This window comes from Streptomyces canus (assembly GCF_041435015.1).
Classification (GTDB): domain Bacteria; phylum Actinomycetota; class Actinomycetes; order Streptomycetales; family Streptomycetaceae; genus Streptomyces; species Streptomyces canus_G.
Genome location: NZ_CP107989.1, coordinates 6,385,595 through 6,399,269, shown reverse-complemented (window position 1 = coordinate 6,399,269; position 13,675 = coordinate 6,385,595). Strand labels below are relative to the sequence as shown.

At 69.8% G+C, this 13,675-nt stretch carries 11 protein-coding genes; 10 read left to right on the top strand and 1 reads right to left on the bottom strand.

The window, feature by feature from the left end; all coding sequences use genetic code 11:
* Positions 1–38: 38 nt before the first annotated feature.
* A complete protein-coding gene (locus OG841_RS29355) occupies positions 39–632 on the bottom strand; it encodes an SACE_7040 family transcriptional regulator (protein WP_328638784.1) in 594 nt (197 codons plus the stop codon).
* A 97-nt stretch (positions 633–729) separates the two neighbouring features.
* Between OG841_RS29355 and OG841_RS29350 the strand changes: the two genes are divergently transcribed.
* From OG841_RS29350 to OG841_RS29305, 10 genes are all read left to right on the top strand, one after another.
* The gene (locus tag OG841_RS29350) at positions 730–2,346 is read left to right on the top strand and encodes a carboxyl transferase domain-containing protein (protein WP_371567139.1); all 1,617 of its coding nucleotides are present in this window, start codon (positions 730–732) and stop codon (positions 2,344–2,346) included.
* 6 nt (positions 2,347–2,352) lie between these two features.
* Positions 2,353–4,275 carry an acetyl/propionyl/methylcrotonyl-CoA carboxylase subunit alpha gene (locus tag OG841_RS29345; RefSeq protein ID WP_328638786.1) on the top strand — a complete coding sequence of 641 codons (1,923 nt, stop codon included), beginning with the start codon at positions 2,353–2,355 and terminating at the stop codon, positions 4,273–4,275.
* The gene (locus OG841_RS29340) at positions 4,272–5,192 is read left to right on the top strand and encodes a hydroxymethylglutaryl-CoA lyase (protein ID WP_328638787.1); all 921 of its coding nucleotides are present in this window, start codon (positions 4,272–4,274) and stop codon (positions 5,190–5,192) included. The genes OG841_RS29345 and OG841_RS29340 overlap by 4 nt, the downstream gene beginning before the upstream one ends.
* Positions 5,193–5,199: 7 nt before the next feature.
* A complete protein-coding gene (locus tag OG841_RS29335; protein ID WP_328638788.1) occupies positions 5,200–6,360 on the top strand; it encodes an acyl-CoA dehydrogenase family protein in 1,161 nt (386 codons plus the stop codon).
* Positions 6,361–6,488: 128 nt separating this feature from the next.
* A complete protein-coding gene (locus tag OG841_RS29330) occupies positions 6,489–7,535 on the top strand; it encodes an ABC transporter substrate-binding protein (RefSeq protein ID WP_328638789.1) in 1,047 nt (348 codons plus the stop codon).
* Between the two features lie 34 nt (positions 7,536–7,569).
* Entirely contained in the window at positions 7,570–8,403 is an 834-nt protein-coding gene (locus OG841_RS29325; RefSeq protein WP_371567136.1) for a siderophore-interacting protein, read from the top strand.
* 138 nt (positions 8,404–8,541) lie between these two features.
* Complete coding sequence (gene desA, locus OG841_RS29320; RefSeq protein ID WP_328638791.1) at positions 8,542–9,984, top strand: lysine decarboxylase DesA; 1,443 nt, start codon at positions 8,542–8,544, stop codon at positions 9,982–9,984.
* Positions 9,968–11,245 carry a lysine N(6)-hydroxylase/L-ornithine N(5)-oxygenase family protein gene (locus tag OG841_RS29315; RefSeq protein ID WP_371567133.1) on the top strand — a complete coding sequence of 426 codons (1,278 nt, stop codon included), beginning with the start codon at positions 9,968–9,970 and terminating at the stop codon, positions 11,243–11,245. Before desA ends, OG841_RS29315 begins: the two co-directional genes overlap by 17 nt.
* A complete protein-coding gene (locus OG841_RS29310; RefSeq protein ID WP_371567131.1) occupies positions 11,242–11,793 on the top strand; it encodes a GNAT family N-acetyltransferase in 552 nt (183 codons plus the stop codon). Before OG841_RS29315 ends, OG841_RS29310 begins: the two co-directional genes overlap by 4 nt.
* Positions 11,790–13,562, top strand: a complete 1,773-nt coding sequence (locus OG841_RS29305) for an IucA/IucC family protein (protein WP_371567129.1) — start codon at positions 11,790–11,792, stop codon at positions 13,560–13,562. The genes OG841_RS29310 and OG841_RS29305 overlap by 4 nt, the downstream gene beginning before the upstream one ends.
* The last annotated feature ends 113 nt before the right edge of the window (positions 13,563–13,675 follow it).

The following is a 13,675-nucleotide window of genomic DNA, read 5'->3' as shown; positions in this document are numbered from 1 at the left end:
GTAAGGAGAGGCGTCCAGAGGTGATCCCGTAACGCTCGTCACGCCGCCGCGGCGGCGAACGCCCCCCTCGCCATGCGGTGCAGCAGCTCCGCGGTGGCACCGCGGCCCGGGAGCGAGCCGGGGCGGCCGAGGTGCGGGGTGGAGTTCAGGAGCCCGAAGACGGAGTGCACCGCCGAGCGGGCGGCGGGTTCGGCGAGGTCGGGGTAGACCCCGCGCAGGATCTCCACCCACAGCTCCACGTACTGCCGCTGCAGCTGCCGGACCAGCTTGCGGTCGCTGTCCCGGAGGCGGTCCAGCTCGCGGTCGTGCAGGGTGATCAGGGGGCGGTCGTCGAGCGCGAAGTCGATGTGCCCCTCGATGAGCGAGTCGAGTACCGCCTCGGCGGGCGTGCCGTCCGACTCCGCCAGCCGCCGCTTCGCCCCCGTCAGCAACTGCCCGCTGATCCCCACCAGCAGCTCCGCCAGCATCGCGTCCTTGCCCGCGAAGTGCCGGTAGAGGCCGGGCCCGCTGATGCCGACCGCCGCGCCTATCTCGTCCACGCCCACGCCGTGGAACCCACGCTCGGCGAAGAGCCGCGCGGCCTCCTTGAGGATCTGCTCGCGGCGGGTGGGTGCGTCGGTTCTCGTGGCCATGGAAGCAATTCTAGACAGGGAGGTTAGCGGTCGTTAACCTGGAGGAAATGGTTAACGCTCATTAACAGGCGATCACTGGGTGAGGGGACCGCGGGACATGGATCAGGCACCCGAGCTGACGAGCGCGGCGGACCCCGCGTCGGAGGCCTGGCAGGCCAACGAGGCGGCCCACCGGGCACTCGTGGACGAGCTGCGGGACAAGCTCGCGGCGGCCCGGCTGGGCGGTGGGAAGAGGGCGCGCGAACGGCACACCGCGCGCGGAAAGCTGTTGCCCCGGGACCGGGTGGACGCCCTCCTGGACCCCGGCTCACCCTTCCTGGAGCTCGCTCCCCTCGCCGCCGACGGGTTGTACGACGGAGCGGCCCCGGCCGCCGGCGTCATCGCCGGGGTCGGCAGGGTGAGCGGCCGGGAGTGCGTCGTCGTCGCCAATGACGCCACCGTCAAGGGCGGCACGTACTACCCGATGACGGTGAAGAAGCACCTGCGCGCGCAGGAGGTCGCCCTCGACAACCGCCTCCCCTGCATCTACCTCGTCGACTCCGGCGGCGCCTTCCTGCCGATGCAGGACGAGGTCTTCCCGGACCGCGAGCACTTCGGGCGGATCTTCTACAACCAGGCCAGGATGTCCGGCGCGGGCATCCCGCAGATCGCCGCCGTGCTCGGCTCGTGCACGGCAGGGGGCGCCTACGTCCCCGCCATGAGCGACGAGGCCGTCATCGTCCGGAACCAGGGCACGATCTTCCTCGGCGGGCCCCCGCTCGTGAAGGCCGCCACCGGCGAGGTCGTCACCGCGGAGGAGCTCGGCGGCGGCGAGGTGCACTCCCGGATCTCCGGCGTCACCGACCATCTCGCCGAGGACGACGCCCATGCCCTGAGGATCGTGCGGAACATCGCCGCCACGCTCCCCGCGCGCGGGCCGCTGCCCTGGTCCGTCCGGCCCGCCGTGGAGCCCAAGGTCGACCCCTACGGCCTCTACGGCGCCGTCCCCACCGACTCCCGCACCCCCTACGACGTGCGCGAGATCATCGCGCGCGTCACCGACGGCTCCCGGTTCGCCGAGTTCAAGGCCGAGTTCGGGCAGACCCTGGTCACCGGCTTCGCCCGGATCCACGGCCACCCGGTCGGGATCGTCGCCAACAACGGCATCCTGTTCTCCGAATCGGCCCAGAAGGGTGCCCACTTCATCGAGCTGTGCGACCAGCGCGGCATCCCGCTGCTGTTCCTCCAGAACATCTCCGGCTTCATGGTCGGCAAGGACTACGAGGCGGGCGGCATCGCCAAGCACGGCGCCAAGATGGTGACCGCGGTCGCCTGCACGCGCGTGCCCAAGCTGACCGTGGTCGTCGGCGGTTCGTACGGCGCCGGGAACTACTCCATGTGCGGCCGGGCCTACTCCCCCCGCTTCCTGTGGATGTGGCCCAACGCCAAGATCTCCGTCATGGGCGGCGAACAGGCCGCGTCGGTCCTCGCGACCGTCAAGCGGGATCAGTCGGAGGCCCGCGGCGATGCCTGGGCCGCCGAGGACGAAGAGGCCTTCAAGGACCCGATCCGCGCCCAGTACGAGCGCCAGGGCAACGCCTACTACGCCACCGCCCGCCTCTGGGACGACGGGGTCATCGACCCGCTCGACACCCGGCAGGTGCTCGGCCTGGCCCTGACCGCATGCGCCAACGCGCCGCTGGGCGACCCCCAGTTCGGCGTCTTCCGGATGTGAGGACCCATGTTTGACACAGTGCTTGTCGCCAACCGGGGCGAGATCGCGGTCCGCGTCATCCGCACCCTGCGCACCATGGGCGTGCGCTCCGTGGCCGTCTTCTCCGACGCGGACGCGGACGCGCGTCACGTCCGGGAGGCGGACACAGCGGTACGACTGGGCCCGGCGCCGGCCTCGGAGAGCTATCTGTCCGTCGAGCGGCTTCTTGAGGCGGCCGCCCGCACCGGCGCCCAGGCGGTCCACCCCGGCTACGGCTTCCTCGCGGAGAACGCGGCCTTCGCGCGCGCGTGCGCCGACGCCGGGCTGGTCTTCATCGGGCCGACGGCGGACTCCATCGCGCTGATGGGCGACAAGATCCGCGCCAAGGAGACCGTGGAGGCGGCCGGGGTGCCCGTGGTGCCCGGCGGCCGCGACCCCGATCTCGCCGAGGCCGCGCGCGCGTTGGGCGCGCCCGTGCTGCTCAAGCCCAGCGCGGGCGGCGGCGGCAAGGGCATGCGGCTGGTCCGGGACCTGACGGCCCTCGAAGAGGAGATCGCCGCCGCCCGCCGCGAGGCACGCGCCTCCTTCGGCGACGACACCCTGCTCGTGGAGCGGTGGGTCGACCGGCCCCGGCACATCGAGATCCAGGTGCTGGCGGACGGCCACGGGAACGTGATCCATCTCGGCGAGCGCGAGTGCTCCCTCCAGCGCCGGCACCAGAAGATCATCGAGGAGGCGCCCAGCGTCCTCCTGGACGAGGGCACGCGCGCGTCGATGGGCAAGGCCGCGGTCGAGGCGGCCCGCTCCTGCGGCTACCGGGGCGCGGGCACCGTGGAGTTCATCGTCCCGGGCGACGACCCGTCGTCGTACTACTTCATGGAGATGAACACCCGACTCCAGGTGGAGCACCCGGTCACCGAGCTGATCACCGGCCTGGACCTGGTGGAGTGGCAGCTGCGGGTGGCGGCGGGCGAGCGGCTTCCCTGCGGGCAGGACGGCATCACACTCACCGGGCACGCGATCGAGGCCCGGATCTGCGCCGAGGTCCCGGCGAAGGGCTTCCTCCCCTCCGGCGGCACCGTTCTCCGGCTCCACGAGCCCCAGGGCGACGGCGTCCGCACCGACTCCGGGCTCAGCGAGGGCACGGAGGTCGGCAGCCTGTACGACCCGATGCTGTCCAAGGTCATCGCGTACGGCCCGGACCGCGCGACGGCGCTCAGGAAGCTCCGGGCGGCCCTCGCACAGACGGTGACGCTGGGCGTGCAGACCAACGCGGGGTTCCTGCGGCGGCTGCTGGCCCATCCGGCGGTGGTCGCGGGCGAGTTGGACACCGGGCTCGTCGAGCGCGTGGTGGACGACCTGGTCTCCACGGACGTACCGGAGGAGGTGTACGAGGCGGCGGCGGCCGTACGGCTCGAAGCGCTGCGGCCGCGGGGCGACGGGTGGACCGATCCGTTCTCGGTGCCGAGCGGCTGGCGGATGGGGGGCCTCGGGAAGCCCGTCGGGTTCCCGCTGGGAGTGACGGGACTGGAACCGGTCACGCACCACAGCCGCGGTACCCACACCGTCACCGACGACCAGGTCACCGTCACCCTCGACGGCGTCCGCCACACCTTCCACCGCGCCGGTGACTGGGTGGGCCGTGACGGCGACGCCTGGCAGGTGCGCGACCACGACCCGGTGGCCGCGGCCCTCACCCGGAGCGGTCACGCCGGCGCCGACTCCCTCACCGCCCCCATGCCCGGCACGGTGACCGTCGTGAAGGTGGCGGTCGGGGACGAGGTGGCCGCCGGTCAGAGTCTGCTCGTGGTCGAGGCGATGAAGATGGAGCACGTCATCTCCGCCCCCCACGCCGGCACGGTCGCCGAGCTGGACGTCACGGCGGGCACGACCGTCGCCATGGACCAGGTGCTGGCCGTGATCGCACCGCACGAGGAGGTGGCGCGGTGACCCTGCCCATGACCGTTCCCGAGCCCGGCCTGCCGGCCCGCGTCCGTATCCACGAGGTCGGCGCCCGCGACGGCCTGCAGAACGAGAAGTCGACCGTGCCCACCGAGGTCAAGGCGGAGTTCGTGCGCCGCCTGGCCGAGGCGGGGCTGACGACCATCGAGGCGACGAGCTTCGTCCACCCGAAGTGGGTGCCCCAACTCGCGGACGCGGAAAGGCTGTTCCCCCTTCTGAGCGGGGTGCCCGCGGACCTCCCGGTGCTCGTCCCGAACGAACGCGGCCTGGACCGCGCGCTGGCCCTCGGGGCCCGCCGGGTCGCCGTGTTCGCGAGCGCCACCGAGTCCTTCGCCAAGGCCAACCTCAACCGCACCGTGGACGAGTCCCTGGCGATGTTCGAACCCGTCGTCGGCCGGGCGAAGGCCGAGGGCGTCCATGTCCGCGGTTATCTGTCGATGTGCTTCGGCGACCCGTGGGAGGGCGCCGTCCCGATCCCTCAGGTCACCAAGGTCTGCCGTGCCCTGCTCGACATGGGCTGCGACGAACTCAGCCTCGGCGACACGATCGGGGTGGCGACTCCGGGCCACGTACGGGCTCTGCTGACCGGACTCGACGTCCCCGTGGACAGGTTGGGCGTGCACTTCCACGACACGTACGGCCAGGCCCTCGCCAACACCTACGCCGCCCTCCAGCACGGCGTCACCACCGTGGACGCCTCCGCGGGCGGCCTCGGCGGCTGCCCGTACGCCAAGTCCGCCACCGGCAACCTCGCCACCGAAGACCTCGTGTGGATGCTGCAGGGCCTCGGCATCGACACCGGCGTCGACCTCGGCCGTCTCGTCGCCACCAGCGTGTGGATGGCCGAACACCTGGGCCGACCCAGCCCGTCCCGTACCGTCCGCGCCCTCTCCCACCAGGAGTGACCCACCCATGGACCACCGCCTCTCCCCCGAGCTGGAAGAACTCCGCCGCACGGTCGAGGAGTTCGCCCATGACGTCGTAGCGCCGAAGATCGGCGAGTTCTACGAGCACCACGAGTTCCCGTACGAGATCGTCCGTGAGATGGGCCGCATGGGCCTGTTCGGGCTGCCGTTCCCCGAGGAGTACGGCGGCATGGGCGGCGACTACCTGGCGCTGGGCCTCGTGCTGGAGGAACTCGCGCGCGTGGACTCGTCGGTGGCGATCACGCTGGAGGCCGGCGTCTCCCTCGGCGCCATGCCGCTGCACCTGTTCGGCACGGAGGAGCAGAAGCGCGCGTGGCTGCCCCGGCTGTGCTCGGGCGAGATCCTGGGCGCGTTCGGCCTCACGGAACCGGACGGCGGCAGTGACGCCGGGGCGACCCGGACGACGGCCCGCCTCGACCCGGACACCGACGAATGGGTCATCAACGGCACCAAGTGCTTCATCACCAACTCCGGCACCGACATCACGGGCCTGGTCACCGTCACCGCGGTCACCGGGCGCAAGCCGGACGGCAAGCCGCTGATCTCCTCGATCATCGTCCCCTCGGGCACCCCGGGCTTCACGGTCGCGGCGCCGTACTCGAAGGTCGGCTGGAACGCCTCGGACACCCGTGAGCTGTCCTTCTCCGACGTCCGGGTCCCGGCGGCGAACCTGCTGGGCGAACAGGGCCGCGGCTACGCCCAGTTCCTGCGCATCCTCGACGAGGGCAGGATCGCCATCGCGGCCCTCGCGACCGGGCTCGCGCAGGGCTGTGTGGACGAGTCGGTGAAGTACGCGAAGGAGCGGGAGGCCTTCGGGCGGCCCATCGGCGCCAACCAGGCGATCCAGTTCAAGATCGCCGACATGGAGATGAAGGCCCACACGGCCCGCCTCGCCTGGCGGGACGCGGCCTCACGCCTGGTCTCCGGCGAGCCCTTCAAGAAGGAGGCGGCCCTCGCCAAGCTGTACTCCTCCACGATCGCCGTGGACAACGCCCGCGACGCCACCCAGATCCACGGCGGCTACGGCTTCATGAACGAGTACCCGGTCGCCCGCATGTGGCGCGACTCCAAGATCCTGGAGATCGGCGAGGGCACCAGCGAGGTCCAGCGGATGCTGATCGCCCGGGAGTTGGGGCTGCCGGCTTAGACCGCGGACCACAGGGCACCCACAGCTTCGGCGGGCGGCGCCCGCCCTCTGGACATTCAGTGAGGTTAGGCTAACCTACATTCGAACTTGTCCGGCGGGCGCTTCGCCCCGTTCGAAAGCAGCCACACATGTCCCACGCACGAGCCGCCCATCTCACCCGCCGTGGCATCCTCGCCGCGGGCGGCGCACTCGGCCTCGGCGCCGTGCTCGCGGCCTGCGGTGACGACGACTCCGGCAGCGAGGGCTCGAGCAAGGAGACCACGGCCGCGAAGTCCGGCCCCTGGACCTTCAAGGACGACCGCGGCACGACCGTGAAGCTCGACGAGGTCCCCACGAAGATCGTCGCCTTCGTCGGTGTCGCCGCCGCGCTCCACGACTACGGCATCGAGGTCAAGGGCGTCTTCGGCCCCACCAAGACCAAGGACGGCAAGGCCGACGTCCAGGCCGGCGACATGGACGTCAGCAAGCTGACGGTCTTCGGCAACGTCTGGGACCAGTTCAACGTCGAGCAGTACGCGGCCTTCGCGCCCGAGGTCCTCATCACCACGACCTTCGACAGCGCCGGCACCCTCTGGTACGTCCCCGCGGCCTCCGCGTCCAAGATCGCCAAGCTGGCGCCGAGCGTGGCCGTCTCCGTCTACGACCGCCAGATCACCACGCCGCTCCAGCGGGTGTGGGAGCTGGCCGAGTCCCTCGGCGCCGACATGACGGCGGCGAAGGTCACCGACGCGAAGAAGCGGTTCGAGGCGGCGTCGGAGCGGCTGCGCACGGCCGCCAAGGCCCACCCCGACATCAAGGTGCTCGCCGGGTCCGCGGCGCAGGACGTCTTCTACGTGTCCGGCACCAACCTGTCCATCGACCTGGAGTACTTCAAGGCGCTCGGCGTGAACTTCGTGGAGCCCCCGGCGTCCGCGCTCAAGGCCTCCGGCGGCTGGTACGAGTCGCTGAGCTGGGAGAACGTCGACAAGTATGCGGCCGACATCATCATGATGGACGACCGTACGGCCACCATCCAGCCGGCCGACATCACCGAGGCGACCTGGAAGAAGCTGCCCGCGGTGAAGGCGGGGCAGGTCATCTCGCGGTCGCCGGAGCCGATTCCGTCGTACGACAAGTGCGTGGCGATGGTGGAGAACCTCGCGAAGGCGATCGAGACCGCGAAGAAGGTCAGCTGACCACGCACCCCTTCCTGAGCCCCGGGAGCCTCACATGACCACGGCCGTAGCCGCCCCGTTCCGTTTCTTCTCCCTCCAGGTCGTACGGACGAGGCGGCTCGGCCCGTCCCTCGTCCGGGTCAGCTTCACCGGAGAGGACCTCCGGTACTTCTTCTCCGACGGACGCGATCAGTCGCTGTCCCTCTTCCTCCCCGCCGAAGGCCGGACCGAGCCCGGGGTGCCCGTCGAGCTCGGCGACGGATGGTGGCAGGCGTGGCGTGAACTCCCCGACGACGTACGGGCCGTGATGCGGTCGTACACGCTGCGCTCGCTCCGCCGGGACCCCGACGAGATCGACATCGACTTCGTGCTGCACGAGCCCGCCGGGCCCGCCTCCCGGTGGGCCGCACGTGCCGCCGCGGGCGACCAGGTCCAGTTGCTCGGGCCCGCCGTCGCCGACAACCGGGCGATCCGGTTCCGGCCGCCGCAGGACACCGATCTGGTGCTGCTGTGGGGCGACGAGACCGCCCTCCCCGCCGTCTCCGCGATCCTCGAAGCCCTCCCCGCCGGGCAGCGCGCCCGCGTCTGGCTGGAGGTGCGCGACGCCGGAGACATCCAGGACCTCGCGACCGAGGCGGACGCCGAGATCACCTGGCTCGTGACCGAAGAGACCGGCGCCGAGTGCTCCCCCATGGCCCTCGGCGCCCTTCGGAACGCCCGGCTGCAGGACGCCGAGCGCCCGTACGTCTGGATCGCGGGCGAGTCCGGGTGTGTGAAGGAGCTGCGGCGACACTTCGTGCGGGAGCGCGGGATCGACCGGCGCCGGGTCACCTTCGTCGGGTACTGGCGGCAGGGGATGACCGAAGAGCAGCTGCGGGCGGCCGAGTAACTCCCGCCCAAGTGACGCCAGTCACTGGTGAGGCAGGTTTTCGCGCACGTTAATTAGGTTAGGCTTACCTAAGTTGAGTCGGGCCCCGCCCCGCTCCTGCCCCGTCCCGCACGGATTTCCCCACCGGAGGGCCCCCACATGCGCTCGCACCTGCTCAATGACACGACCGCGGAGAGCTACCGCCGCTCCGTGACCGAAGGAATCGAGCGGGTGGCGGCCAAACTCGCCACCACCACAAGGCCGTTCACCGGAGTCACCGTCGACGCCCTCACTCCCCGCATCGACGCGATCGACCTCGACAAGCCCCTGCTGGACACGGCAGCGGTGCTCGACGAGCTGGAGGAGGTATATCTCCGGGACGCGGTCTACTTTCACCATCCCCGCTACCTCGCCCACCTCAACTGCCCGGTCGTCATCCCGGCCGTCCTCGGCGAGGCCATCCTCTCGGCCGTCAACTCCTCCCTGGACACCTGGGACCAGTCGGCCGGCGGCACCCTCATCGAGCGCAAGCTGATCGACTGGACGACCGCGCGCATCGGTCTCGGGGACAACGCGGACGGTGTGTTCACCTCGGGCGGGACGCAGTCCAACCTGCAGGCGCTGCTGCTCGCCCGCGAGGAGGCCAAGGCGAACACGACGGCCACACTGCGCGTCTTCGCCTCCGAGGTCAGCCACTTCAGCGTGAAGAAGTCGGCCAAGCTCCTCGGGCTCGGCCAGGACTCCGTGGTCTCCGTCCCCGTCGACCACGACAAGCGCATGCAGACCGTCGCCCTCGCCCATGAGCTGGAGCGCTGCCGCCGCGACGGCCTGGTCCCGATGGCCGTCGTCGCCACCGCGGGCACCACCGACTTCGGTTCCATCGACCCGCTGCCCGAGATCGCCGAGCTCTGCGAGCAGTACGGCGCCTGGATGCATGTGGACGCGGCCTACGGCTGCGGGCTGCTCGCCTCCGTCAAGTACCGGGACCGCATCGACGGCATCGAGCGCGCCGACTCGGTCACCGTGGACTACCACAAGTCCTTCTTCCAGCCGGTGAGTTCGTCCGCCGTGCTGGTACGGGACTCCTCGACCCTGCGACACGCCACCTACCACGCGGAGTACCTCAACCCGCGCCGCATGGTGCAGGAACGTATCCCTAACCAGGTGGACAAGTCCCTCCAGACCACCCGCCGCTTCGACGCGCTCAAGCTGTGGATGACCCTGCGCGTGATGGGCGCCGACGGCATCGGGCAGCTCTTCGACGAGGTCTGCGACCTGGCCGTCGAGGGCTGGAAACTGCTCGCCGCCGACCCCCGCTTCGACGTCGTGGTCGAGCCCTCGCTCTCCACGCTCGTCTTCCGCTGCATCCCGGCCTCCGTCACCGACCCGGCCGAGATCGACCGCGCCAACCTGTACGCCCGCAAGGCCCTGTTCGCCTCCGGCGACGCGGTGGTCGCGGGCACCAAGGTGAGCGGCCGCCACTACCTGAAGTTCACCCTGCTCAACCCCGAGACGACGGTCGAGGACATGTCCGTCGTCCTCGACCTGATCGCCGGCCACGCCGAGCAGTACCTGGGAGAGTCCCTTGACCGCGCGTCCTGAAAACCCGCCCGCGACCTATGACTTCGTGGGTATCGGGCTGGGCCCCTTCAACCTCGGCCTGGCCTGCCTCACCGAGCCCATCGACGAACTCGACGGGATCTTCCTGGACTCGAAGCCCGACTTCGAGTGGCACGCCGGCATGTTCCTGGACGGCGCCCACCTCCAGACCCCGTTCATGTCGGACCTGGTCACCCTCGCGGATCCGACCTCGCCGTACTCCTTCCTCAACTACCTGAAGGAGAAGGGCCGGCTGTACTCGTTCTACATCCGCGAGAACTTCTATCCCCTGCGGGTGGAGTACGACGACTACTGCCGCTGGGCCGCGAACAAACTGAGCAACGTCCGCTTCGGCACGACGGTCACCGAGGTGACGTACGAGGACGACCTCTACGTCGTGAAGACCGCGGCCGGTGAAGAGTTCCGCGCCCGCCACCTGGTCCTCGGCACCGGCACCCCGCCGTACATCCCGGAGGCCTGCCAGGGACTCGACGGCGACTTCATCCACAACTCCCGCTATGTGCAGCACCGTTCGGAGCTGGTGAAGAAGGAGTCGATCACCGTCGTCGGCTCGGGTCAGTCCGCCGCGGAGATCTACCACGACCTCCTCGGCGAGATCGACGTCCACGGCTACCGGCTGAACTGGGTCACCCGCTCCCCCCGCTTCTTCCCCCTCGAATACACCAAGCTCACCCTGGAGATGACCTCCCCGGAGTACATCGACTACTACCGCGAGCTCCCCGAGGCCACCCGCTACCGGCTCACCGCCGAGCAGAAGGGCCTGTTCAAGGGCATCGACGGCGACCTGATCAACGAGATCTTCGACCTGCTCTACCAGAAGAACCTCGGCGGCCCGGTCCCCACCCGCCTGCTCACCAACTCCTCGCTGAACAGCGCGCGCCACGAGAACGGCACGTACACGCTCGCCTTCCGCCAGGAGGAGCAGGAGAAGGACTTCGAGATCGAGTCGCAGGGTCTGGTCCTCGCGACCGGCTACAAGTACGCCGAGCCGGAGTTCCTGGCGCCGGTCAAGGACCGCCTGGTGTACGACTCCCAGGGCAACTTCGACGTCTCCCGCAACTACGCGATCGACGTGACGGGCAGAGGCGTCTTCCTCCAGAACGCCGGCGTCCACACCCACAGCATCACCAGCCCCGACCTGGGCATGGGTGCCTACCGCAACAGCTACATCGTCCGAGAGCTGCTCGGCACCGAGTACTACCCGGTCGAGAAGACGATCGCGTTCCAGGAGTTCGCCGTATGACCTTCACCTTCCGCGCCCTCGACCCCGTGAAGGACGCCGAGCTCCTGCACGGCTGGGTCACCCACCCCAAGGCAGCGTTCTGGATGATGCGGGACGCGAAGCTCGAGGACGTCGAGCGCGCGTACATGGACATCGCGGCCGACGAGCACCACCACGCACTGCTGGGGCTCCGCGAGGACGGCGAACCCGCCTTCCTGATGGAGAAGTACGACCCCGCCCACCGCGAGCTCGTCGGGCTGTACGAGCCCCGGCCCGGCGACGTCGGCATGCACTTCCTGACCCCGGCGACCAGCGCGCCCGTCCACGGGTTCACCCGGTCCGTCATCACCGCCGTGATGGCCCATCTCTTCGAGGACCCGGCCGTCGAGCGGGTCGTCGTGGAGCCGGACGTCGCCAACAAGGCGGTCCACGCCCTGAACGAGGCCGTCGGGTTCGTGCCCGAGCGAGAGATACAGAAGCCGGAGAAAATGGCCCTGTTGAGCTTCTGCACACGGGAACGCTTCTTCAAAATTCAACACAGCGTGGCCGCCACGGGGGTGACCGCATGAGCCTCGCCGACGCCGTGGCCCACCTGTCCCCCGAGCGCTGGGAGACCGCCAACCGCCTGCTGGTCCGCAAGGGCATCGCCGAGTTCGCGCACGAGCGGCTGATCGAGCCCGAGGAGACCGACAAGGACCAGTACGTCGTCCGCAGCGACGACGGCAACACCCGCTACGACTTCACCGCCGTCCGCCGCGCCCTGGACCACTGGCAGATCGACGCCGACTCGATCACCCGCCACCGCGACGGCACCGAACTCCCCCTCGCCGCCCTGGACTTCTTCATCGAACTGAAGCAGACCCTGGGCCTGAGCGACGAGATCCTGCCGGTCTACCTGGAGGAGATCTCCTCCACCCTCTCGGGCACCTGCTACAAGCTCACCAAGCCCCAGGTCCCGGTCGCCGAACTCGCGCAGAGCTCCTTCCAGGACATCGAGACCGGGATGACCGAGGGCCACCCCTGCTTCGTCGCCAACAACGGCCGGCTCGGCTTCGGCATCCACGAGTACCTCTCGTACGCCCCCGAGACCGCGAGCCCGGTCCGCCTGGTCTGGCTGGCCGCGCACCGCTCGCGCGCCGCGTTCACGGCCGGGGTCGGCATCGAGTACGAGTCCTTCGTACGCCAGGAGCTGGGCGAGGAGACCGTCGAGCGCTTCTACGGCGTCCTGCGCGACAAGGACCTCGACCCCGCCGACTACCTCCTCATACCGGTCCACCCCTGGCAGTGGTGGAACAAGCTCGCCGTCACCTTCGCCGCCGAGGTCGCCCGCGGGCTGCTGGTCTGCCTGGGCGAGGGCGACGACGAGTACCTGGCCCAGCAGTCCATCCGGACCTTCTTCAACCGGTCGAACCCGGAGAAGCACTACGTGAAGACGGCCCTGTCCGTCCTCAACATGGGCTTCATGCGCGGACTTTCGGCCGCGTACATGGAGGCGACCCCGGCCATCAACGACTGGCTCGCCGGGCTGATCGAGGGCGATCCGGTGCTGAAGGCGACGGGCCTCACGATCATCCGCGAGCGCGCGGCCGTGGGCTACCGGCACCTGGAGTACGAGGCCGCCACCGACCGCTACTCGCCGTACCGCAAGATGCTCGCCGCACTGTGGCGCGAGAGCCCGGTCCCGTCGCTCCAGGACGGCGAGTCGCTGGCCACCATGGCCTCGCTGGTCCACGTCGACCACGAGGGCCGGTCCTTCGCGGGCGCCCTCATCGAGCGGTCGGGACTCACCCCGACCGACTGGCTGCGCCGCTACCTCCGCGCCTACTACACCCCGCTCCTGCACAGCTTCTACGCCTACGACCTGGTGTTCATGCCGCACGGCGAGAACGTCGTCCTGGTCGTGAAGGACGGCGTGGTCGAGCGGGCGATCTACAAGGACATCGCCGAGGAGATCGCCGTCATGGACGCTGAGGCGGTGCTGCCGCCGACGGTCGAGCGGCTGCGCGTCGAGGTCCCCGACGACAAGAAGCTGCTGTCGATCTTCACGGACGTCTTCGACTGCTTCTTCCGCTTCCTCGCCGCGAACCTCGCCGCCGAGGGAACCCTGGAGGAGGAGGACTTCTGGCGCACGGTCGCCGAGGTCACCCGCGACTACCAGCACTCGGTGCCCGAACTGGCCGACAAGTTCCGGCAGTACGACATGTTCGCGCCCGAGTTCGCCCTGTCCTGCCTCAACCGCCTCCAGCTGCGCAACAACAAGCAGATGGTGGACCTGGCGGACCCCTCGGGCGCGCTCCAGCTGGTCGGCACGCTGAACAACCCCATCGCGGGCCTGTAGAACGGCCCCGTCTGTTTCTGGCTCTTCTTGCGTCTCTTGAGCACACGGGGTGCACAGCATCGTCATAGTGAGTGCCACTACGGTCCGCATCTTGCCGTGACCGCGTTCCTTGG